Here is a 23299-nt window from a genome sequence, read left to right on the forward strand (position 1 = left end):
TCGGGTGAGGCCGGTCAGGGGCGGACGAGGACCTTCAGGCTGCGGCGCTCGTCCATGTCATGGTAACCGCCCGGTGCGCCGTCGAGGTCCGTGGTGGCGTCGAAGACCCTGCCGGGGTTGATGGCGCCGTTGACGATGTCGGGCATGAGCTCCTCAATGTAGGCACGCACCGGGGCGGGGCCGCCGGCGAGTCGGATGTTGCGACCGAACAGGCTCGCGAACCCGATCCCGGCGTTTTCGTACTGGGGCACTCCGACGCGGCTGATGACACCGCCGGGGCGGACGACGCCGAGGGCCTGCTCGTAGGCGGGCATGTGCCCGACCGCCTCCAACACGGCGTGGGTGCCGTGCCCGCCGGTGAGCTCACAGACCTTGGCGATGCCTTCCTCGCCGCGCTCGGCGACGATGTCGGTGGCACCGAACTCCCGTCCGAGGTCAGTACGAGCCTTGTGGCGGCCCATGAGGACGATCTGCTCGGCCCCGAGGCGCTTGGCCGAGAGCACGGCCATGAGCCCGACCGCGCCGTCACCGATCACGGTGACCTTCTGGCCCGGCGTGATGCCGGCCATCTTCGCGGCGTGGTAGCCGGTGCCGAGCACATCCGCCAGGGTCAGCAGTGACGGGATGAGCTCGGAATCCGGAGCGACGGGCAGCTTCACGAGAGTGCCGTCGGCCAGCGGCACGCGGATAGCCTCGGCCTGGCCTCCTTCGTCGTCGATGCCATCCCAGAACGCGGCGTGCGCGTGGGTGCAGGAGGTCTGCAAGTTCTCCCGGCAGGACTCGCACACGTTGTCAGAGATCGCGAACGGGGAGACCACCAGGTCGCCCTTGGTCAGGGTGGTGACCTCGGAACCGGTGTCCTCGACGACGCCGATGAGTTCGTGGCCCATGCGGGCCGGGCCGTCCTCTACGGTCATCTGGTGGTAGGGGTGCAGGTCGGAGCCGCAGATGCAGGACGCGGTGATCCGCACCAGCGCGTCGGTGGGGTACTTGATCCGGGAGTCGGGCACGTTCTCGATCCGGACATCTCCGGCCTGGTACATGAGCGCTGCGCGCATGATGGTTCTCCTTCGTGAATGAATGCTGGGGTCAGTGAGATGAAACGGGCTCAGCAGTGCGGTGCCTGCGGGCGAGGGTCGCGAGGATGATCGTCGGGATCAGGGTGAGGGCGACGATGATCGCGCCGACAGTGGCCGGACCGGACAGCCCGAGCCCGCTGGTGAGAGTGGTGCCTGCGATCGTGGTGCCGATCGCGGTGCCCCCATTGAACGCGGCGACCGCGAGCCCGGAGCCGAGGGTCTCGGCGCGGCCGGCGTGCCCGACGGCGAGGTGGATGAGGACGCTGTTCGCGCTGAGCCCGAACGCACCCAGCAGCACCACGAGGGTGACGGTGGTCCATGTCGACCCGGTGAAGACCGCCATCGCTGCAAGGACGAGCGTCGTCAACGCCGGGGTCACGATCACCACGGCGTGGGCGTGCTTATCGCCCAGGCGTCCGCCAAGGAGAGTGCCGAGGAACGAGCAGATACCAAACCCGGCAAGCACCAACGGAACTAGAGCCGGTGTCACCCCGGCCTGGTCGGTGAGGATCGGGGTAACGAACGAGTACGCGGCGAGCACACCACCGGTAGTCGTCAGGCACGCGGCCAGCACCAGCCAGAGCCGGGGCGAGCGGAGGTCAGCGAGACCGCCGAGCACCGATGCGCCCTTGGGCTGCGGGGCGTCCGCGGGTACGAGGCGGGCAATGAACACCACGGCGATCGCGGCGGCGATCCCGAGCGCCCAGAACGTGCCGCGCCAGCCGACGTGCTGCGCGAGGAACGCGCCAATCGGCACACCCAGCACCGTGGCCAGCGACCCGCCCGCGGCGACGACGCCCACCGCGGAGGACTTCAGGGAGGGGCCGACCATGTTGGAGGCGACGACTGCGGACACGGCCCAGAACGCGCCGGTGGCCAGGGCGGTGATGAAGCGTGCTCCCATGAGGATCGTGAGGTCCGAGCTGAGGGCGACGATGACGTGCCCGGCGACGAACACCACCAGCGCGATCAGGAGTGTGAGCTTCTTCGACAGGCGCATCGTCAGTAGCGCCAGCAAGGGAGCGCCGATGACCATGCCGACGGCGAACACCGTGATGAGCGAACCGGCCTGGGCGAGCGAGATGTCCAGGTCGCCCGCGATCTCGGGCAGGATGCCCGCGATCACGAACTCGGTCGTGAGCATCAGGAACGTGCCCGCCGCAAGGATGTAGACGACGAGCGGGAGACGGTCACCAGCAGACTTGCCGCGGGCAGCGGGCTTGCTGGTGTCAGAAGCTGCGGGAGCTTCGTTGTGCATGGGCACCTCGGAAGAATCGGGAATCTGATCTGTTCGGTATCCATCACACGCCTTGGGAGCCAGGTGGAACAGGTCGCGTTTATCGGGGGTAGAACCAAGACCCCCCCCCTCACGCGGCTTTCGGCTCGTATCGTTGAGGCATGGACAACCGCGACGACATCCGCGACTTCCTCGCCACCCGGCGAGCGAGGCTCACCCCTGCCGATGTCGGCCTGCCCACCAGCGCCTGCCGCCGTGTACCAGGCCTGCGCCGCGAGGAAGTCGCCGTGCTCGCAGGCATAAGCACCGAGTGGTACACGAAACTTGAAAAGGGTCACATCGCCGGGGTCTCCGAAGACGTCCTCGGTGCCGTCGCCGACGCCCTGCACCTGGACGAAGACGAACGCACGTACCTGCTCGACCTCGCCCGCGCTGCGAAACCTGCACACCGGCAGCCGGCCCGTCGCCGCGAGGTGCCGTTGGCTCCTCGGGTGCAGTGGATGCTCGACTCGATCACGATGTCCGCCGCGTTCGTGCGCAATGGCCGCCTCGACGTGATCGGCTCCAACGCGCTTGGCCGTGCCCTACACGCGCCCATGTTCAACAGCCCCACCACCATCGGCGGAGTGGCGAACTTCGCTCGCTACCACTTCCTCGACGAGTCCTCCAAGGACTTCTTCGTGGAGTGGGAATCAGGGGCCGCTGCGACCGTCGCGCTGCTGCGGGCCGAGGCAGGCCGGGCACCGTACGACAAGGCGCTGCGGGAGCTGATCGGTGAGCTGTCCACCGCGAGCGAGGAGTTCAGTGCGTTCTGGGCCGCCCACGACATCCGCATCCGCCATGAGGGGACCAAGCGACTGCAGCACCCCGAGGTCGGCGAGATCGAGCTGACGTACCAGTCCGTCGACCTGCCCACCGGGAAACGCGCCTGGCATGACCTGTCGTTCTACACTGCAGAGCCCGGCACCACGAACGAGGAACGCCTCAAACTCCTCGCCAGCTGGAATGCGCACCCCGCGCCGAGCGCCGTTGCCCACGATCGAGGCCGTAACGCACAAGGTCAGCGGGGCGAAGTGACGTAGGGGTTCCATGAGGCTCCGGCGAGTGAGGCCCAGCGGGTCGCGGCGCCGATGTTGACGCCGACGAGCGTGGCGAACACCGCCGGAGGGGTGTTGGAGAAGTCGGCGAACCGGCGACGTCCTGGTCTTGATCGTCTGCGTCATCAGCATCCGCGAGGTCTGCTGCGCAGTCCAGCCGGCTAGCATCTCATCGAAGAACTGCTCCGCCGACCGCAGCAATGAGTCGTTGCCGAACGGCAGCGCGCCACCCGAGGGCGGCGGATGGTCGTCGTTCGAGTCCATACCCAGAGGCTGCATCTGATGCACGAATCATGCATCAGATGCAACTTCCGAGATCAGGTCACCGCAGTGATGTGCCGGTGAGCGCAGTGCTCCTCACAGCCGCGGGGTCCGCGGCGGCCCCTCACGACGGGACCCGGTCGCCTCGAACGCCGCTGCGATCTCGATGAGGGAGGAATCGTCCCAGCCGCGCCCGGCGATCGTCAGGCCCACGGGAATCCCGGTATCGGACATGGTGCCCATCGGCACCGTCACCGAGGGAATGCCCAGATGCCTGGGCACGAGGTTGCCGTTGGCCACCCATGTGCCGTTGCGCCAACCGAGTTCGGCCGAAGCCTCATTGACATCCATATCGGCCGGTCCCACATCGGCCATCGCCGGGAAGATCACCGCATCGAGGCCCCGCTCATCCATCCATTCCTCGAGGTCGACCCGGCGGGTCTCCTCGAGCCCGCGCACACCGGACTCGAGCTCCGGGATCTCCGTGACCGAGGCGTAGCGATTCGTGCGCACCTGCTCCGGGTAGGTTGCGATGTCATCGTCGAACCCGACGTAGCGATCCGGCAGCGCACCGGGTGGATGGGGGAAGATCTTGGCTCCGTCCACCTCGGCGAGGGTGTTGAGATTCGGGTCGCCGTTCGCGGCGAGGAAGTCATCCCACCCCCACGACGAGAGATCATTGATCTCCCGTTCGAGGTAGGCGGCGGTGACGAACCCCCGCGTCGCGATCGTCGTGGCGCCGGGCCGGTCGCCCTCGTAATTGCTCACGACCGGGAAGTCGGTCTCAACCACTTCGGCTCCGGCCGATTCGAGATCGGCTCGGGCGGCCTTCCACACCTCCATCACCGAGGCGCGCGTCTCGACGCGTTGTCCCGTGGGCCCGCCGATACCGCCGTCCGGGTTCGTTCCGGCCTCGTCATCGGCGTTGATGTACATCCGCGGCACGCCGAGTCGCTTGCCGGCCAACACCGACCCAGCCGCCGCGAGCGATTCCGGCAGGAGCGCAGAGTAGGAGTCCGGGCGCACCGCGCTCGCCTTCGGGATGTCCACCCAGGGCTGGACGCGCCAGAAGTCCCCGCGAGTCTGTTCGTCGTCGGCGACGATGACGTCGAGAACCTCCGCCAGATCGGCCATTGTGCGAGTGTGGGGGACGACGACGTCCATCGTCGGCACGAGCGGCCAGTTTCCGCGCACGCTGATGACCCCGCGAGAGGGGGTGTAGGCGATGAGCGCATTGTGCGACGCCGGGGCTCGGCCCGATGACCAGGTTTCCTCACCGAGGCCGAAGGCCGCAAAGCTCGCCGTCGTGGCCGTGCCCGAGCCGTTCGAGGAACCGGAGGCGAAGGCGCTGGTCAGCCAATCCGCGTTGTACGGGCTTTCGGCGCGACCATAAAGCCCGCGCTGCATGCCGCCGTTGGCCATCGGCGGCATGTTCGTCAGACCCAAGCAGATGGCGCCGCCGGCGCGCAGCCGTTCGATCGTGAATGCATCTTTCTGTGCCACGAGATCGGCGAAGGCCGGGGATCCGGAGGCCACGGTGAGGCCCGCGACCATATAGCTGTCCTTCGCGGTGTACGGAATCCCGTCGAGGGGGCCGAGCGTCTGTCCCGCGGCGCGCCGTTCGTCGGAGGCGGCCGCCTCGGCGAGGGCTTGCGGGTTCTTCACGATCACGGAGTTGAGCTTCGTGTCGGTGTCGGGACCGTCGAACGCGGCGATCCGGTCCTGATAGGCCTCGACGAGCTCCACCGAGGTGGTGCGGCCGTCCTCGAGGGCGGCTCGCAGATCGGCGACGGACGCTTCGACGACATCGAACTTCGACATGATCTTCCTCCGTGCACTCGACGGTGCGTGCGCGATGTGGGTGTGTTCCTGCCCAGAGTAGCGCTGATTCGCCGAGGATGGGCTGCGGATTTCGTTGTTTGCCGGACACTGAGAGTGGTATTCGCGGTCTGTACGATCGAGGCATGACGGTCAACGCGATCATTCTCACCGGCGGTCGCTCGCGACGCTTCGACGGTATTCACAAACCCGGCGTCGAGGTCGACGGACGGTCGACGATCTCCCGGATCCTCCAGAGCATCCGCGGTGCGGCAGCCGACGCCGAGGTGTGGGTGGCCGGACCAGCAGACGGACTCTCGGCGGCGGAGCAGAAAGGCGTCCGCGTCGTGCGGGAAGAACCCGAGTTCGCGGGCCCTTTGGCCGGGATCGCAGCCGCGGTTGCGGCAATGCCGACTGAGGCGGACTTTCCGTCCGAGACGGCCGATGTCACCCTTGTCCTGGCCGGGGACATGCCGCTGATCACGGCGGGCCACCTCGGTGAGCTCATCTCTGCGTGTCGTGCCACCGGACGTCCGGCCACGGGCGCCGACGATCGGGGAAAGACGCAGTTCCTCTGCGCGGCCTGGCCGACTCGGCTGCTGCGTGCCCGTCTCACGGAGATCGGCGACCCGATGGATGGGGCGGTGAAGCTGCTCTTCGCGGGACTCGAGCCGGTCGCGGTCGCTGTGGACCCGGAGGTAGTGAGCGACTTCGACACTGCAGCCGAGCTCGAAGCGATTCGAACCCGGCTCAGCCCTGACGGGCCTTGAATCGAGGATTCTTCTTGTTGATGACGTAGACGCGGCCGCGGCGGCGGACCACCTGCGAACCGGGCAGTGACTTCAGCGAACGCAGCGAACGACGAACCTTCATGGATGCGACTCCTTAGTGAGAATGAGTATCATTAGAGATAATACTATGTTCTCCAGCGAAGGGAAGCGAATGCAGGGATCAGACGAACGCGGCCGGAGTCCCATCGTCGACGGAATCGAAGCGATCGCCGTCGTCGGACTCTGCGCGGCTGAGCGCAGGCGCTATGCGATGGGTCTGGCCAGGGATCGCGGTTTTGTCTTCGTGCCCGCGGAGCAGACGGAACAGGGCATCGAGGCGATCGACCGCCTCGTCGATCTGGTCGGAATGACATCCGGGGTGCACGGGTTCGTCCTCGAATACGGGGAGGACGCGGATTGTGCGGAGATCATCGGAGCTCTGAGTGCTCCCGACACGCGAGCCGTGCTCACCGACCTCGTCTGCGTGCTCGACCTTGCCTGCCTGCGCAGCGATCTCGATTCGGAAGCGCGCGCCGGAGCCCTGGTTGCGCAGATCGAATTCGCCTCGACACTTGCTCTGCTGGCGCCCGATGCTGCCGAATCGGCCGGGGCCGAGGCGGCCATCGGGCTGATCGCGCACCTGGCACCGGAGGCCGAGCGCTTTCTCCTGCGCGACGGCGCGGTGCATGAGCCGGTGTGCTGGCAGTTCGGGCACCGACCTCCCGCCGCGGGGTGGACGGCGATACTCAACTCGGAGTTTCGGCCCCCGGCTCGGTCGGGAGGTGTCCGCGCCTGCCGTTTCGAACAAGCGCGACCCTTCCACCCGCAGCGACTGCAGGCAGTGCTGAGTGCGGCTCTCGGCGAAGGCTGCTGGGGGCGAATCGTCCGTTCGGCCGGCTTCGCGAAGCTTGCCTCCCGACCCTATGTGACCGCGCATTGGGATCAGGCAGGCACGCTGCTGACGTTCTCACCGCTGACCGCTGATCCGCTGCCTGGTGCAGAGCTGTTGGCGCTCGGTCAGGATCTCGCCTTCATCGGCTTCGACCTCGACGAGGCGGGGCTGTGTGAAGCGCTCGACCGCGCCGTCCTCACCAATGCTGAGCTTCTGGCGGGTCCGATGGCCTGGCTGGAGTATCACGACGAGTTCCCCGCATGGGACTCCGCGCACCGCGGATGACGCCAGCGGTCTTAGTCTGACGCCGGGGCGGTGCTCCGGCTGCGCTCAGCCGGACGCCCGACATTCGGCGCACAGGCCGAAGATCTCGAAGACGTGGTGTGTGATCTCGAAGCCGTTCGATGCCGCAATCTGACGCATCCAGTCCTCACTCGGCGGGTCGATCTCAACGGCGGTGCCGCAGCGCTCGCAGACGAGATGGTGATGGTGCTCGGTCTGCGCGCAGGCGCGGAAGAGCTGGGTCTCGGCGATGGTGATCGTATCGGCATCGCTGCCGCGTGCAAGCGCATTGAGCTGCCGGTAGACGGTGGCGAGGCCGACGCTGGCCCCTTCGTCTTCGAGGCGGCGGTGGAGCTGTTTGGCGGAGACGAAGCGGGTCTCGGTCTCAAGGGCAGAGCGGATGAGTGCCTTCTGTGCGGTGCTGCGCGTCTTCTTCTGCGGAGCTGCCATGGGAGTCCTCCCTTATCGTCTCTGTCGAACTCATCGTCGACGTCACAGGGGCATATGCATGAACGCGCATATGCGAGAGAAATAATGAAACACGTTACCATTAACGGGCGGTTCACCCGCCGCAGTGACGGGCCCGCGCGCACAGCGGAACCCGCGCTGTCGAGCCACCGAGCACGAAAAGCGAGCACGACCACCGAGGAGGCGCAATGAGCGGCCCCACCCGCAGACCGGCGATCCCGGTCATCCTGCTCACCGGCTACCTCGGTGCCGGAAAGACGAGCCTGCTCAACCACCTCCTGCGCCACCCTGACGCCCGCATCGGCGTCATAGTCAACGACTTCGGCGACCTCAACATCGACGCCGGACTCGTCGTCGGCCAGGTCGACGAACCGCTGTCGATCTCGGGCGGATGCGTGTGCTGCCTGACCGATGACTCCGAGCTCGAAGACGCGCTCGTGGCGATGACGAACCCCGAGCTGCGCCTCGACGCAATCATCGTCGAGGCCAGCGGATTCGCCGAACCCCTGACCCTGGCCCGCATGATCACGCGCATGGGCCACCACCGATTCCACCTCGGCGGGGTCATCGACGTCGTCGACGCCACCATGTACTTCGACACCATCGATACCTCGAGCCTGCCGCCCCTGCGCTTCGCCGCGACGACATTGGTGCTGGTCAACAAGCTCGACCAGGTGCCGGTGGCCGACCGTGAGACCACGGTCGAGGCCGTGCGCGCCCGCGTCCACGAACGCAATCCGCGCGTCATCGTCATCGGCACCCACCACGCCCGCCTCGACCCCACACTCATCTTCGACCCGGGCGAAGGAGAGCAGGATCCTCGCCGAAGCGGCTCCGACGCCGGTGACGACCCGATCCAACCTGAGCTGCCGATCCGGGAACTGCTGCGTCAGGCCTACGCCGAGGCGGCAGCCGACGAGCTCGGTGACGACGAGGCCGACGCGGAATTCCTGCCGCATCGACATGCCCAGTCGGTGACCGTCACCGGCAGCGGTCCTGTCGATCCGGATGCGGTGATGGATTTCGTCGAAGACCTCCCGCCCGGGGTGTACCGGGTGAAGGGCACCGTGCTCGCGGCTGTGGGATCTCGCAGGCGCAGCTTCGATGTGCAGGCTGTGGGTCCGAACGTCTACGTCGCGGAGGCGGCCCGACCTGTCCCGAAGACGCCGTCCTTAAGCGCGGGGAATGGTGATCGGCCAGATGCCGACAGCGTCCTCGTCGCCATCGGAGAGGACTTCGACACCGAGGCGGCCGAAGCCACTCTGACCGCCGCCCTCAACGTCGACGCCGCCGGAGGCCTGGATGTCGCGGCATCAGACAGTGACCGTTCCGAACGCCTCCTCCACCACGTCCGCCTCCACACCTAATTGCTACCTGACGGCGGCCCAGCAACCTCGCGCCAGGTTGCTGGGCCGCCGTCAGGTAGTAAGAGGAGGGGATCCTCCGGTTTTCCTCCGTGTTTCCTGAGGGTGTCCTGGGGGACAACTCCCGTGCCGGGCACCCGTGACCGCTTCTAGGGTCGGAACGTGCCCCACCGAACGGCCGTGATCGACCTGCCGGGAACAGCAGTGAGAATTCATCCTTTTGGGGGACACCGTTGCCTACTTTTGGGCGATCCGCTGAGGCGATCCGCTTGGAAGACTGACTGGAGCGCCCTGCTCACACCCCCGAACCCGGAGGAACCCCGTGCACCTGATCACCCGGATGAGTCTGAAGAACCGCCTCATCGTCGGATTGCTCACCCTCGTGATCGCCGTCTTCGGCATTGTCGCGACCACCTCACTCAACCAGGAGACGATGCCCTCGGTCGACCTGCCCGGCACTTCGGTGCAGGCCACCGTCCCCGGCGCCTCACCGGAGGTGATCGAGGAGACCGTGACCAAGCCTCTCGAGACCGCGCTCGACGGGGTCGGAGAGCTCGAATCGGTGACCACTTCCACCTCGTCGGGGATGATGACCGCCGAGGTGACTTGGCCCTTCGGCAAGGACTCCGAAGAGATGACCGACGCCGTCCGCTCGGCCGTCGACGGTGTGAAGTCCGACCTGCCCGCCGATGCGGAAGCCGAGGTGCTGTCGTATCAGATGGATGAGGTCCCGGTGACGATGTTCGCCGTCTCCGGCGGGGACTCCGCCACCCTCGGTGACCGTCTTGAGACTGACCTCGTCCCCGAACTCCGCGCTCTCGACGGAGTCTCGAACGTCGAGGTCACCGGCCAGGACGAGCAGCGAGTCTCCATCACCTTCCGCCCCGAGGACGTGGCGGAGAAGAACGTCGTCGAATCCTCCGTGCCCGATGAGCTCGAAGCCGCCGGCACTGTCGTTCCCGCTGGCCAGAGTTCACAGGGCGACACGTCGATGGCCGTCGAGGTCGGCACTGAGGTCGACGCCGTCGAGCAGATCGAGAAGACGCCTCTGCGCACCGCGGACGGCACCGTACTGCTGGGTGAGGTCGCCGACGTCGACCTCGACTCGGTCGAGAAGACCTCCCTGTCCCGTGCCGACGGCAGGGATTCCGTGACTGTGTCGGTGACCAAAGACCAGGACGCCAATGTCGTCGACGTCTCCCACAAGGTCGCCGACACCCTCGACAAGGTCGGTCCGAAGCTCGGCGAGGACACGGAATTCTCGACGATCTTCGATCAGGCTCCGGAGATCGAGAAATCTATCCACGACCTCTCCGTCGAAGGCGGACTCGGCCTGATCTTCGCGATCTTCGTCATCCTCGCCTTCCTCGGCTCGTTCCGTTCGACCATCGTCGCCGCGATCTCGATCCCGATGTCGCTGCTCATCGCGATGATCGGCCTCATGGTCGGCGACTACACGCTGAACATCCTCACTTTGGGCGCCCTGACGATCGCCGTCGGCCGCGTCGTCGACGACTCCATCGTCGTCATCGAGAACATCCGGAGACGCCAGGGCACGAGCGACCTGACGGTCGAAGACATCGTCGCCAGCGTCAAGCAGGTCGCCGGTGCCATTACCGCCTCGACTCTGACCACCGTCGCCGTGTTCCTGCCCATCGCGTTCGTCGACGGCATCGCCGGACAGCTGTTCCGGCCCTTCTCCGTCACCGTGTCCTTGGCACTGCTGGCCTCCCTTGTCGTGGCGCTGACGATCGTCCCCGTGTTCAGCTACTGGGTCCTGCGCCGCAGCCCCAAACCGCTCTCGCCCAAACGGCAAGCCGCCACCGACCGCAGCTATGAGCTGTGGGCGGCCAAGCAGCACCGTCGCTCGGTGGCCCGTGCCGAACGCCGCCAGAAGGCGATCGAGAAGAAGAACGCCAAACGCGCGGCCAAGGGCAAGGACCCGCTGCCGGACGCGACCGTCGAACCCGTCGTCGCTCCCGCACCCGGAAACGGTGAGGCCTCCGGCCGAGTCGATCGCCTCCAGCAGCGCAGCCTGCCGGCGATCATCTCGGCCCTGCACCACCCCTGGAGGACCATCGCCTTCTCCGTCGTCATCTTCGTTGTCACGATGATGTGCGCGACCTTCCTCAAGACGGACCTGCTCGGATCGGCCGGGCAGAACTCCGTGTACATCACGCAGACCCTCCCCGCCGGCGCTTCGCTCGAAGCCGGTGACAAGGCCGCGAAGCGCGTGGAAGCCGTGCTCGGCGATGATCCGGACGTCGACACCTACTCGACGACGGTCAACGGCCCGGAATCCGGAGCGGAGAACCAGTTCAACGTCACCCTGGCCGAAGACTCCGAGGCCGAGGTCGCGACGAACCGCCTCCGCACCCAACTCGACGACCTCGGGAAGGACGCGGGCGAGATCGACGTCCAGGACGCCGGCGGCTCCGTCAGCGAGGACGTCGAGGTCACCCTTTCGGGCACCGACCTGGGTGCGCTGCGAAAGGCTGCCGACGAGGTGACGAAGAAGATGGCGGACACCGACGGCGTCCAGTCCGCCCGCAACGACCTCGCCGCCGATCAGCCGGTCATCGAGGTCGACGTCGATCGGGAGAAAGCCGCCGACTACGGATTCAGCCAGGCTGAGGTCGGGCAGGCCATCGCCTCCGCACTCCACGGTGTCGAGGCCGGCACCATCACCCTCAATGGCCAGGAGCGCGACATCACCCTCGCTCCGACTCATCCGGATGCGACCCCGGACGAGATCCGTGCTCTCGAACTGCCCGTCACCGAGGTGCAGACGCAGAACGCCCAGGAGGATGCGACCGATCGGGTCGAGGAGAAGACCGATGCCCGCGCCGAGGAGGCCAAGCGCAAGGCCGCTGACGAATCGGCCGAGCAGCTTGAGTCTGCCCGTGAAGCTCGTGACAACGCGGCCGACCAGCTCGAACAGGCCCGCAAGGCCCTGCGCGATGCCGAGAATCCGCCGCCGGCTCCGAGCCCGGGCGACATGGCTGCCGACCAGGTGGAACAGGCCCGCGAAGGCGTCGAACAAGCAGAGAAGGGACTGAAGGAAGCCAACGACGCCATCGACGACCTCGTCGACGGCCAGCGTGAACAGGAGCAGAGCCAGGAGGAGGAAGAAGCGCTTGCCGATGAGCAGGCCGCCATCCCCGACATCAAGGGCGAACCGATCACCGTCGACGAGATCGCGGAGGTGAAGAAGACCGAGACCCCGGCGACGATCGACCGTGCCGACGGAGACCGGAAGGTCACCGTGTTCGCAACTCCGTCCAGCGGTCAGCTCGAAACGGTCACCGCTGCGGCCACCGATCTGACCGAGACCATGGATCTGCCCGACGGAGTCAGTTTCGACGTCGGCGGTGCCAGCCAGGAGCAGGCGGAATCCTTCGGTCAGCTTGGTATGGCGATGGCCGTGGCGATCGTGCTCGTGTTCCTCGTGATGATCGCGACGTTCCGCAGCTTCGTCCAGCCGCTCATCCTGCTGGTGTCGATTCCGTTCGCCGCGACCGGAGCCGTGCTGCTCCTGCTGGCGACCGGCACACCCTTGGGCATTCCCTCGCTCATCGGTCTGCTCATGCTCATCGGCATCGTCGTGACGAACGCGATCGTGCTCATCGACCTCATCAACAAGCTGCGGGAGGACGGGCTCGACCTCATGGACGCGATCGTCCACGGCACCCGACTGCGCCTGCGCCCGATCCTCATGACCGCGGCCGCGACGATCTTCGCCCTCGTGCCGATGTCGCTGGGGCTGACCGGTGGGGGAGTGTTCATCTCGCAGCCCCTGGCGATCGTCGTCATCGGCGGGCTCACCTCGTCGACGGTGCTCACGCTCATCCTCGTCCCCGCTCTCTACCTCCTCGTCGAACGGCGCAAAGAGGTCCGGGCGGTACATAAGGAGGAGAAGCGCGCCAAGAAACGGGCCGAGAACCAAGCGCGGATCGAAGCGGAAACCGCCGAGGTGGCCCAGCGTTCCGACGACCAGTAAACCCCTTAACTACTACCTGACGGCGGCCCAGCAACCTCGCGCGAGGTTGCTGGGCCGCCGTCAGGTAGCAATTGGGGTGGGTTAGGTGTCGGAGAGGCCGGGTAAGCGTGAGGCGGCGAAGCGGATGTGTTCCTCGGTCAGGGCCGCAGCCTCCTCGGCGCGACCGGCGCTGATGGCGTCCATGATCCCGTGGTGTTGGGACTGCAGCTTCGCCATCAGCGCCTGCTGGTCGTCGACGCGGCTGAACGAGGAGAAGATCGACTTCCGCAGAGAGGTGCGGATGGCCCCGGTGAGATCGGAGAACAGCTGATTGCCCGCAGCCTGAGCGATGGCGACGTGGAAGGCGGTGTCTGCGTCGTTGAAGGTCTCCAAACTGATGCCGGGAGTGTCCATCATCGCCAGCTGCGCATTCACCTCCGCCAGTGCGTCCTTATCGGCACGGGTCGCCGCGAGAATCGCGCTCGAGCGTTCGAGCTGGATGCGCGTCTCCGTCACGTCATCGATGCTGAAGTTCGTGAGCGCCACATGAAGGCGGAGGAAACGAGTGAGCGCGGCCGAGGGCATGGCGGCGATGAACGTGCCGGCACCACGACCGGACCCGCCAGATGACCGAACGACGCCGAGGCTGTCGAGCACCCGCAGCGCTTCGCGCACACTGGCGCGACTGACGCCGAGCTTCGTCGCCAGGTCGCGTTCGGCAGGCAGAGGATCTCCGACGCCCAGTGAGCCGGTCATGATCTGCTCTTCGATGGCATCGATGACGAGCTCATAGGTGCTCGCCCGGTTCACGGGTTTCCATTCGGGACCGGTGGCCGCCTCGGCGCTGCCGGTCTGTTCCGGGCGGACCTCGTTCGTGTCATCGTTCATGGTCGTCTCCACCGCGCCATCATGTCATGCCTCTCGTTGCTCGTCGTCCTGCTCGTGGGGATGCGACCGGAACCGCCGCCGGAAGAAAACAGTTGACGCAGATCACACCCTCGTCCTATGCTCAGATTAATGGTCTGACCTCATAAAGGCCATACTGAACATTTCGATCATTCGAGTTCGGAGCGCGTTCACAGGGGAACGGACCCGATGTGGGCAGGCCCGGCCGATTTGGAGAAGCCATGTACACACCTGAAATCGCACCGGTGGCCGACAGCCTGCTGTGGACGTCCATGCTGGCGATCCTGCCGCTGTTGACGATCTTCGTCACCCTCGGCGCACTCAAATGGAAGGCCCACTGGGCCGGACTGACCGCCGTCGGCGTCGCTCTCATCGTCGCGATCGCCGCCTACGGAATGCCGGTCGGACTCGCCGCGCTCTCGGCGACACAGGGGTTCGCCTTCGGACTGTTTCCGATCATGTGGATCGTCATCACCGCGATCTGGCTCTACGAACTCACCGTGCGCTCGGGGCACTTCGAGGACCTGCGGTTGGTCATCAACGTCATCTCCGATGACCCGCGCATTCAGGCCATCATCGTCGCCTTCTGCTTCGGCGGCCTCCTCGAAGCGCTCGCCGGATTCGGCGCCCCGGTGGCGATCACCGGTGTCATGCTCGTCGCCGTCGGCTTCACCGCTATGCGAGCTGCCGTCGTCGTCCTCGTTGCCAACACCGCCCCCGTGGCCTTCGGCGCCATCGCCATCCCGATCATCACCGCCGGCACTCTGACGGGAATCGACTACCAGGACATCGGCGCCATGGTCGGTCACCAGACCCCGTTCCTCGCCGCAGTCGTGCCGCTCTTCCTCGTCCTGCTCGTCGACGGGCGTCGCGGGCTGAAGCAGATCTGGCCGCTGGCCCTCGTCGTGGGCATCGCCTTCGGCCTCGCCCAGTGGGTCTCCGCCACGTTCCTCTCCGTCGAACTCACCGACATCATCGCCTCCCTCGTCGGCCTCGCAGCCGTCGTCATCATGCTGCGCTTCTGGAAGCCGAAGGGCGGTCAGGACGCACTCGACCGCATGGCCGATGAGCGCGAACACGAAGGCGCCGATGCTCCCGATGCCGGCGGTGCCTCTGCTGCCGTTGCCACTGATGTGAAGAAGGAGACCGCGCCGCTGACCGGGTCCCGCGTCTTCCTCGCGCTCTTTCCCTATCTGCTCGTCATCGTCATCTTCTCCGTGGCCAAACTCGTGCCGGTACTCAACAACTGGCTGGCCTCGACCGATGTGAAGATCCCCTGGCCCGGACTGGATGGGAACATCCTCAACGCCGCCGGCGAAGTCTCGACGAGCACGGTCTACAACTTCCAATGGCTGTCCTCTCCGGGCACCCTGCTGCTCATCTCCGGCATCATCGTCGCGATCGTGTACAAGATGTCGGCGAAGGACGCCGTCGATGTCTTCATCGTCAACGTCGTGAAGATGAAGTTCTCGATCCTCACCGTCGGCTCCGTTCTCGCGCTGGCCTATGTCATGAACCTCTCGGGCCAGACGATCACCATCGGAACCTGGATCGCCGGCACCGGAGCCTTCTTCGCCTTCCTCTCGCCGATCCTCGGCTGGCTGGGCACTGCTGTGACCGGTTCGGACACCTCGGCGAACGCACTGTTCGCGACCCTGCAGCAGACCGCCGCACACGAGGCCGGGCTCAACCCGCTGCTGCTCGTCGGCGCCAACAGCTCCGGCGGCGTCCTCGGCAAGATGGTCAGCCCGCAGAACCTCACCATCGCGGCCACCGCCGTCGGTCTGCTCGGCAAGGAGGCCTCGATCCTCCGCCGCGTCATCGGCTGGTCCCTGGGCATGCTCGTCGCCATGTGTCTGCTCGTCGGACTCCAGTCGACGGTGCTGTCCTGGATGGTCCCCGGCTCCTGAATCCGCGCGGCGCCGTCTTGCCGATCGGACCACCCGCACCAGCCACCACCCACTTCTCAACCACCGCCTAATCAAAGGAGCGAAAAACATGGTCAAGAGGCAGATTCCTCAGCCGGCCGAGATCTTCGAGCTGATGAAGTTCAAGAAGTTCGAACTCGACCCGAAGAAGCGCCGCTTGGAGAATGCGCTGACGATCGAGGACCTGCGCAAAATCGCGAAGCGCCGGACCCCGGCCGCGGCGTTCGACTACACGGATGGGGCCGCCGAGGGTGAGATCTCGATGGAGCGCTCGGTCCAGTCCTTCCGCGATATCGAGTTCCACCCCTCGATCCTCAAGGACGTCACGAACGTCGACACCTCGACCCAGATCATGGGCGGCAGCTCGGCCATGCCCTTCGGCATCGCGCCGACCGGCTTCACCCGACTCATGCAGACCGAGGGTGAGACCGCCGGCGCCGGAGCCGCCGGGGCTGCAGGCATCCCGTTCACGCTCTCGACGCTGGGCACGACGTCGATCGAGGACGTCAAGAAGACCAACCCGCATGGGCGCAATTGGTTCCAGCTCTATGTGATGAAGCAGCGCGACATCTCCTACGGCCTCGTCGAGCGGGCGAAGAACGCCGGGTTCGACACTCTCTTCTTCACCGTCGACGCTCCCGTCGCCGGTGCCCGACTGCGCGATACGCGCAACGGCTTCTCCATTCCGCCGCAGCTGACCCCGCAGACGATCCTCAACGCCATCCCTCGTCCCTGGTGGTGGTGGGACTTCCTGACCACCCCGAAGCTCGAGTTCGCGTCCCTGTCGGAGACCGGCGGCACCGTCGGCGAGCTCCTCGATTCGGCGATGGACCCCTCCATCAACTTCGATGACCTCGCCGAGATCCGCGCCATGTGGCCCGGCAAATTCTCCGTCAAGGGCGTGCAGACGCTCGAGGATGCGAAAAAGCTCGCCGACCTCGGCGTCGATTCGATCGTCCTGTCCAACCACGGCGGGCGCCAGCTCGATCGCGCGCCCGTGCCCTTCGAACTCCTCCCCGAGGTGGCTCGCGAGATCGGCAAGGACGTGGAGATCATCATCGACACCGGAATCCGCAACGGCGCCGACATCGTCGCGTCGTTGGCGCTGGGCGCGGACTTCACGCTCATCGGCCGCGCCTACCTCTTCGGCCTCATGGCCGGCGGTCGAGCAGGAGTGGACAGGACGATCGAGATCCTCGGCGAGCAGGTCGAGCGCACCATGCGCCTGCTCCAGGTCGCCGATGTCTCCGAGCTCAACCCGTCCCATGTGACCCAGCTGCGTCAATTCAACCGCGACGAGCGCGCGGAGATCATCAGCTCCCGCCCGGCCAAGGGCTGATTCGCCGAGGCGGCCCCGCGGAGGTCGATCCGACCACCGAGGCGGCCCCGCCGGGGCCGCCAAGACGGGGCTCCATAGGCAGAGAACGGACGGCCGGCAGCGAGAAGTATCGTCGCTGCCGGCCGTCCGTTTCGTGTTCAGGCGCTCACTTGCCGAATTCGTCCTCGATGCGGTCGAGGACGTTCGTGGCGGAGTAGTAATCGAGGCGGAATGAGTCGAGGCCCATCGGGTAGACGGCATCGTTCTTCACCGCCGGTGTGCTCTCGACCAGCGAGTTCTTCGCGTACGACGCGGCGGTCTTCTCGTTCGCGTTGAACAGGAACACGGATTCGCCGGTGACGGCCTTCGACAGGTTCTCACCGGTGACTTCGACGATATCGGCACGTTTGCCCATTTCGCCTTGGCCGGCTGTGCCTTCGGGGACCTCGGCGAGTTCGAAGCCGACCTCTTGGAGGAGCTTGCCTTGAGCGGATTCCGGGGTCCAGATGTTCGCGCTGGCCCCGGATCCTCCGCCCTTGGCCTTCTCGTTGAAGATCATGCCGGTGACCGGCTGCTTCGGGGCGTCGATGGCGGACTTGACCTCCTCGGCGCGGGAACCGAACTCGTCGTTGACCTTCTTCGCCTCATCCTCGTGGCCGGTGATCTCACCGAGCTTGGTGGTGACCTCCTGCCAGTCCTTGTCGCCGTAGTCGATGACGACGGTCGGAGCGATGTCGCTGAGCTGATCGTAGATGGCGTTCGCTGAGTCCTGGCCGGTCTTCGAGACCACGATGAGGTCAGGTTCCTCGGCGAGTACGGCCTCGACATCGGGGTCGCCCTGGTAGAGGGCCTTGACGTCCTTCTCCTTCGCGACGTCGCTCCACTGCGTGAAGAAGCCTTGATCGTCGGCAACGGGGGAATTGGGCATGGTGGCCCCGGAGGCGGTGACCGGTGCGTCGACGGCGAGGAGGCTGCCGGTGAGAGTCACCGAGGTGGAGACGATCGATTCGGGAGCTTCGTCGATGGTCACTTCGTGGCCGGCGTCGTCCGTGATCGTCAGGGGCCATTGACCGTCGGCGGCGGTGTCGCCATCGCCGGAGTCGGAAGAGCCGGACCCGCCGCAGGCGCTGAGGCTGAGAGCGGTGGCGAGGGTGACTGCGGCAAATACGCGTGTGCTGCCGGGTTTGACGCGGGACATAGGGAACCTTTCGAGAATGTTCGCTTGCGAAGATGAGCCTAACCTAAGTAGGCCCGGGAAACTGCATTCGTGGTGCGATTCAGCGGAAGGTGCGGCGTGTCGAGCGAAGTATCCACTTAGGGTAGGCTCATCTTCGTGAAATCGACTCTGAAGAATCGGGCGGTTGCTGTGGCCGCCTCAGCTCTGACCATTGCCCTGTTCGCTGTCGGCTGTGCCGCCGAGGGTGACAAGGGCGCCGACGGGGACGCCGGAAACAAAGATGTTGCGACAGGAGGCGAGGCCTTCGGCACTGCTGATGAGGAGACTGCGAAGCTCGGCAGCGATGCCGAGGCTGGGGTCTTCCCGCGGACGGTCAAGCATGCGAATGGCACGACGGAGATCGAGAAGAAGCCCGAGCGCGTCGTCGTCCTCGACACGGGAGAGCTCGACGATGTCCTGTCGCTGGGCATCACACCCGTCGGCATGGTGACGACCGAAGGCGCCAGCCCGGTGCCGAGCTATCTCGAAGACCAGGTCAAGGGAGTCGAGACGGTCGGCACGATTCAGGAGCTTGATCTCGAGAAGATCGCCTCACTCGAACCTGACCTCATCCTCGGTAGCCAGCTGCGCGCCGACAAACTCTATGACGAACTCGACTCCATTGCTCCGACGGTGTTCTCGATCCGTCCCGGTTTCCCGTGGAAGGAGAACTTCCGCCTCGTGGGTGAGGCGATGGGCATGGAAGACGAGACGACGAAGGAGCTTGAGGAGTACGCTCGCGAGGCTGGAGAGCTCAAGGACTCCGTCGACGGCGACCCGACGATCTCGCTCGTGCGCTTCATGCCTGATCGCCTCCGCCTGTACGCGAATCAGTCGCTCATCGGAGTCATCCTCCACGATGCCGGGTTCAAGCGCCCGAAGAATCAGGACGTCGACGAGCTCGCCGTCGAGATCTCTCCGGAGAACCTCGACCAGGCGGCCGGCGACTATGTCTTCTACACCAGCTATGGCGATCCGGAGGCGACCGGGGAGAAGAAGGCACTCGAGTCGAGCCAATGGAAGGGTCTCGACGCGGTCCAGGACAGCAAGGCCATCCGCGTCAATGACGATGTCTGGTTCCTCGGACTCGGCCCGACCGGGGCCGGTCAGATCCTCGATGATCTGGAGGGCCACCTCGGCGAGTGAATCTCCGAGAGATTTCGCAGTGACGGCGAAGAAATCGCCTCTATGCTGACTCTCATCATCTGACTCGGAGAGGTCACCATGGGATCAGCAGCCGCTGCGAGAGGCGACGACGGGTTCGTTAAGGAACTCGACCGGAATTTCAAAGGGCGCGAAAGCGGCCCATCGGGCAGTGCTGCGGTCACTCCTCTCGTTGTCATCGCCGGGGTTCCCGGGGCAGGCAAGACCGAAGCGCTCAGAGTATTACGGGGCCGATCGCCTCGGGTGCGGTCGGCAGACCCGGAGGGCGTGCGACGTCAGCTGCGTCAGTGGGTGCCGTGGTTGCCGTACGCGCTTGTTCGACCGATTCTCCACACGATCGCCCATCTCCGCGTGCTTGCGCTCATGCTCAACAGGGGCGGCGGACCGCTGGTCATCCATGATCCGGGCACCCGCCGATGGAGTCGCCGACTCATTGTGAGCCTTGCAGGAATTCTCGGATATCGACCGATGATTGTCTTCATCGATACTGATCGAGATTCCGCGCTTCGCGGTCAGGCGCAGCGGAAGAGGCTTGTCAGGCGACGCGCCTTCGACCGACATTGGAGGCGCTGGAGCGAACTGCGCGAGCGCATCCTTCGTGGTGACAGCCTCGGTGACGGTGAGCCCTGGGGCCGTGTCGTGCTGTCGCATCGGGGTGCTGTTGTCGATGATGTTCTCGGCCTGCTCGATACCGCAGCGGCTGTCTGAAAAGAAATCCTCTCCCGCCGGAATAAAACCATCCTCAGCAAAGTTGAGTCTGGTGTACGCAACTTTGATGAGGCCGACTTGACGGTCGGAACCTCGAAGAGAATACTTGAGTCCGGTTGGCTCAATGTGTGCGGTCGAGTGGTTCTGACTCAAGAACCGGAGCCACCCGATCGCACACATTCGAGTCGCAGGAACTCACGATCTGTAAGGAGAGAAAACTATGGCACGTGCAGTCGGAATCGACCTCGGAACCACGAACTCCGTCGTCACCGTCCTCGAGGGCGGCGACCCGAAGGTCATCGCAAACGCGGAAGGCGGTCGCACGACCCCGTCCGTCGTGGCAGTCAACAAGAACGGCGACTCCCTCGTCGGTGAGATCGCCAAGCGCCAGGCCGTCACGAACATCAAGAACACCGTCGCATCGGTCAAGCGCCACATGGGCACCGACTGGTCCACCGAGATCGGCGGCAAGAAGATGACGGCCCCCGAAGTTTCGGCCCGCATCCTCCAGAAGCTCAAGCACGACGCCGAAGAGTACCTGCAGGAGAAGGTCACCGACGCGGTGATCACCGTTCCCGCATACTTCAACGATGCTGAGCGCCAGGCAACCAAGGACGCCGGTGAGATCGCCGGCCTCAACGTCTCGCGCATCATCAACGAACCCACTGCTGCCGCTCTGGCCTACGGCCTCGAGCGCGGCAAGGAAGACGAGCTCATCCTCGTCTTCGACCTCGGTGGCGGTACCTTCGACGTCTCCCTGCTGGAAGTCGGCAAGGACGAAGACGACTTCTCCACCATTCAGGTCCGCGCGACCTCCGGTGACAACCGCCTCGGCGGTGACGACTGGGACCAGCGCATCGTCGACTGGCTGGTCGAGCAGGTCAAGAACAACTACGGCGTGGACCTGACCAAGGATGCCACCGCTCTGCAGCGCCTCAAGGAAGCCGCAGAGCAGGCCAAGAAGGAACTGTCCTCGGCCACCAGCACGAACATCTCGCTGCAGTACCTGTCGATGAGCGAGAACGGACCCATCCACCTGGATGAGACCCTCACCCGTGCGAAGTTCGAGGACCTGACCAAGGACCTCCTCGAGCGCACCAAGGCTCCGTTCCACGCAGTCATGAAGGACGCCGGTGTCTCCGTCAGCGACATTGACCACGTCGTCCTCGTGGGCGGTTCGACCCGTATGCCCGGCGTCTCCGCCGTCGTCACCGAACTCACCGGAGGCAAGGAGCCCAACAAGGGCGTCAACCCCGATGAGGTCGTCGCCATCGGCGCCGCCGTTCAGGCCGGTGTCCTCGTGGGTGAGCGCAAGGACGTCCTGCTCATCGACGTCACCCCGCTCTCGCTCGGACTCGAGACCAAGGGCGGCGTGATGACCAAGCTCATCGAGCGCAACACCCCGATCCCGACCAAGCGTTCGGAAACCTTCACCACCGCTGAGGACAACCAGCCCTCCGTGTCGATCCAGGTCTTCCAGGGTGAGCGTGAGTTCACTCGCGACAACAAGAACCTCGGCACCTTCGAGCTGACCGGTATCGCTCCGGCTCCGCGCGGTGTGCCGCAGATCGAGGTCGCCTTCGACATCGACGCCAACGGCATCGTCCACGTGTCGGCCACCGACAAGGGCACCGGCACCGAGCAGTCGATGACGATCACCGGCGGTTCGGCACTGCCGAAGGAAGACATCGACCGCATGGTCCGCGAGGCCGAGGAGCACGCAGAAGAGGACAAGAAGCGCCGTGAGGCTGCCGACGTCCGCAACAATGCGGAGAACCTCGCCTACCAGACCGAGAAGCTGCTGACCGACAATGCCGACAAGCTGCCGGAAGAGCTCAAGACCGAGATGCAGGGCGATGTCGACGCCGTCAAGGAAGCCCTCAAGGGTGAAGACGACGACGCCGTGAAGAGCGCCTACGACAAGCTCGTGGAGAACCAGCAGAAGATCGGCGAAGCCATCTACAGCCAGCAGGGCGGTGCCGAAGGCGCCGAAGCTGCCGGTGAAGGCGCAGCCGATGCGAGCGCAGACGACGATGTCGTCGACGCCGAAGTTGTCGACGATGAGGATGAGGAGAAGAAGTAATGACTGCCGAGGGCAACGACAAGTCGTCCGAGGAGCCAGGCTTCACCTTCAGTGACAAGCGCCGGGTCGATCCGAACACCGGTGAGGTCCGTCCCGAGGCCGACGCCCAGTCGGCCTCGGCCGGGGCCGGCGAGGAGCCGACCGCGGACCCGAATGCCGAACAGGCTGCCGCGGCCGATGCCAGCGACCTCGGTGTGGACATCCCGTCCGATGCCTCGGGTCTCGAGGACATCGAGCCGGAGGCCGAGCCCGAACCGGGTTCGGAGGCAGCGGGATACCTGGCCGACCTCAAGCGAATCAACGCCGAATATGCGGCCTACCGGATGCGGGCCGACCGCGAACGTGAGCGTGCGGCGCTCGGCGGCACGATCAAGGTCGTCGAGGCCCTGATTCCTGTGCTCGACGAGGTCAAGCTCGCTCGCGACAACGGCGATGTCACCGGGCCTTTCGAGACCCACGTGAACAAGCTGGTCGAATCGCTGAACAAGCTCGGCGTCGAGCAGTACGGAGAGGTCGGCGACGAGTTCGATCCGAATATCCACGAAGCGCTCATGCAGCAGCCTTCGGATGAGGTCGAGAATCCGACGCTCTTCCTGGTCATGCAGCCGGGCTACCGGATCGGGGAGCGCATCATCCGCGCCGCCCGCGTTGGTGTCCAGCAGCCGGAGGACTGAGCAGCGACCATGATCGCCGAGGCGGCTGCCTGCCCCGCACGCCGGTTCACCGACG

General features: G+C 65.6%; 18 protein-coding genes. 11 read left to right on the forward strand and 7 right to left on the reverse strand.

The window, feature by feature from the left end; genetic code table 11:
* Positions 1 to 14: 14 nt before the first annotated feature.
* Positions 15 to 1058 (reverse strand): zinc-binding dehydrogenase, encoded by a 1044-nt coding sequence (locus KTJ89_RS07710; RefSeq protein ID WP_259357288.1) that lies wholly within the window; start codon positions 1056 to 1058, stop codon positions 15 to 17.
* A 31-nt stretch (positions 1059 to 1089) separates the two neighbouring features.
* The gene (locus KTJ89_RS07715; RefSeq protein WP_259357289.1) at positions 1090 to 2337 is read right to left on the reverse strand and encodes an MFS transporter; all 1248 of its coding nucleotides are present in this window, start codon (positions 2335 to 2337) and stop codon (positions 1090 to 1092) included.
* A gap of 140 nt (positions 2338 to 2477) precedes the next feature.
* On the opposite strand from KTJ89_RS07715, the gene KTJ89_RS07720 reads away from it, so the two are divergent.
* Positions 2478 to 3398 carry a helix-turn-helix domain-containing protein gene (locus KTJ89_RS07720; RefSeq protein ID WP_259357290.1) on the forward strand — a complete coding sequence of 307 codons (921 nt, stop codon included), beginning with the start codon at positions 2478 to 2480 and terminating at the stop codon, positions 3396 to 3398.
* Positions 3399 to 3770: 372 nt separating this feature from the next.
* On the opposite strand, the gene KTJ89_RS07725 is transcribed toward KTJ89_RS07720, so the two are convergent.
* Positions 3771 to 5495 carry an amidase gene (locus tag KTJ89_RS07725; protein WP_259357291.1) on the reverse strand — a complete coding sequence of 575 codons (1725 nt, stop codon included), beginning with the start codon at positions 5493 to 5495 and terminating at the stop codon, positions 3771 to 3773.
* Positions 5496 to 5638: 143 nt separating this feature from the next.
* Here KTJ89_RS07725 and mobA point away from each other — a divergent pair, with 143 nt between their 5' ends.
* Entirely contained in the window at positions 5639 to 6262 is a 624-nt protein-coding gene (gene mobA / locus KTJ89_RS07730; RefSeq protein ID WP_259357292.1) for a molybdenum cofactor guanylyltransferase, read from the forward strand.
* On the opposite strand, the gene ykgO is transcribed toward mobA, so the two are convergent.
* A complete protein-coding gene (ykgO, locus tag KTJ89_RS07735; RefSeq protein ID WP_139467916.1) occupies positions 6243 to 6365 on the reverse strand; it encodes a type B 50S ribosomal protein L36 in 123 nt (40 codons plus the stop codon). The genes mobA and ykgO overlap by 20 nt on opposite strands.
* A gap of 69 nt (positions 6366 to 6434) precedes the next feature.
* Here ykgO and KTJ89_RS07740 point away from each other — a divergent pair, with 69 nt between their 5' ends.
* Positions 6435 to 7439: a GTP-binding protein gene (locus KTJ89_RS07740; RefSeq protein ID WP_259357293.1), complete on the forward strand. Its 1005-nt coding sequence runs from the start codon at positions 6435 to 6437 to the stop codon at positions 7437 to 7439.
* A 45-nt stretch (positions 7440 to 7484) separates the two neighbouring features.
* On the opposite strand, the gene KTJ89_RS07745 is transcribed toward KTJ89_RS07740, so the two are convergent.
* Entirely contained in the window at positions 7485 to 7886 is a 402-nt protein-coding gene (locus KTJ89_RS07745) for a Fur family transcriptional regulator (RefSeq protein WP_259357294.1), read from the reverse strand.
* A 206-nt stretch (positions 7887 to 8092) separates the two neighbouring features.
* Here KTJ89_RS07745 and KTJ89_RS07750 point away from each other — a divergent pair, with 206 nt between their 5' ends.
* Both KTJ89_RS07750 and KTJ89_RS07755 read left to right on the forward strand, forming a co-directional pair.
* The gene (locus tag KTJ89_RS07750; RefSeq protein ID WP_259357295.1) at positions 8093 to 9271 is read left to right on the forward strand and encodes a CobW family GTP-binding protein; all 1179 of its coding nucleotides are present in this window, start codon (positions 8093 to 8095) and stop codon (positions 9269 to 9271) included.
* Positions 9272 to 9608: 337 nt separating this feature from the next.
* Positions 9609 to 13268: an efflux RND transporter permease subunit gene (locus KTJ89_RS07755; protein ID WP_259357601.1), complete on the forward strand. Its 3660-nt coding sequence runs from the start codon at positions 9609 to 9611 to the stop codon at positions 13266 to 13268.
* 81 nt (positions 13269 to 13349) lie between these two features.
* Here KTJ89_RS07755 and KTJ89_RS07760 read toward each other — a convergent pair whose 3' ends face one another.
* The gene (locus tag KTJ89_RS07760; protein ID WP_259357296.1) at positions 13350 to 14135 is read right to left on the reverse strand and encodes a FadR/GntR family transcriptional regulator; all 786 of its coding nucleotides are present in this window, start codon (positions 14133 to 14135) and stop codon (positions 13350 to 13352) included.
* 239 nt (positions 14136 to 14374) lie between these two features.
* Between KTJ89_RS07760 and KTJ89_RS07765 the strand changes: the two genes are divergently transcribed.
* Both KTJ89_RS07765 and KTJ89_RS07770 read left to right on the forward strand, forming a co-directional pair.
* Positions 14375 to 16063 carry an L-lactate permease gene (locus KTJ89_RS07765; protein ID WP_259357297.1) on the forward strand — a complete coding sequence of 563 codons (1689 nt, stop codon included), beginning with the start codon at positions 14375 to 14377 and terminating at the stop codon, positions 16061 to 16063.
* Between the two features lie 88 nt (positions 16064 to 16151).
* The gene (locus KTJ89_RS07770; RefSeq protein ID WP_062241048.1) at positions 16152 to 17420 is read left to right on the forward strand and encodes an alpha-hydroxy acid oxidase; all 1269 of its coding nucleotides are present in this window, start codon (positions 16152 to 16154) and stop codon (positions 17418 to 17420) included.
* 145 nt (positions 17421 to 17565) lie between these two features.
* On the opposite strand, the gene fepB is transcribed toward KTJ89_RS07770, so the two are convergent.
* The gene (fepB, locus tag KTJ89_RS07775) at positions 17566 to 18597 is read right to left on the reverse strand and encodes a Fe2+-enterobactin ABC transporter substrate-binding protein (RefSeq protein WP_259357298.1); all 1032 of its coding nucleotides are present in this window, start codon (positions 18595 to 18597) and stop codon (positions 17566 to 17568) included.
* A 135-nt stretch (positions 18598 to 18732) separates the two neighbouring features.
* Between fepB and KTJ89_RS07780 the strand changes: the two genes are divergently transcribed.
* From KTJ89_RS07780 to KTJ89_RS07795, 4 genes are all read left to right on the forward strand, one after another.
* The gene (locus tag KTJ89_RS07780; RefSeq protein WP_259357299.1) at positions 18733 to 19761 is read left to right on the forward strand and encodes an ABC transporter substrate-binding protein; all 1029 of its coding nucleotides are present in this window, start codon (positions 18733 to 18735) and stop codon (positions 19759 to 19761) included.
* A gap of 78 nt (positions 19762 to 19839) precedes the next feature.
* A complete protein-coding gene (locus tag KTJ89_RS19360; RefSeq protein ID WP_374990264.1) occupies positions 19840 to 20487 on the forward strand; it encodes an AAA family ATPase in 648 nt (215 codons plus the stop codon).
* Positions 20488 to 20707: 220 nt separating this feature from the next.
* Positions 20708 to 22570, forward strand: a complete 1863-nt coding sequence (gene dnaK, locus KTJ89_RS07790) for a molecular chaperone DnaK (RefSeq protein ID WP_139467936.1) — start codon at positions 20708 to 20710, stop codon at positions 22568 to 22570.
* On the forward strand, positions 22570 to 23244 hold the full coding sequence (locus KTJ89_RS07795) for a nucleotide exchange factor GrpE (protein ID WP_139467937.1): 675 nt from the start codon (positions 22570 to 22572) through the stop codon (positions 23242 to 23244). Before dnaK ends, KTJ89_RS07795 begins: the two co-directional genes overlap by 1 nt.
* Positions 23245 to 23299: the final 55 nt, after the last annotated feature.

The organism is Brevibacterium sediminis, from assembly GCF_024895295.1.
In the GTDB taxonomy this organism is placed as follows: Bacteria; Actinomycetota; Actinomycetes; order Actinomycetales; family Brevibacteriaceae; genus Brevibacterium; species Brevibacterium sediminis.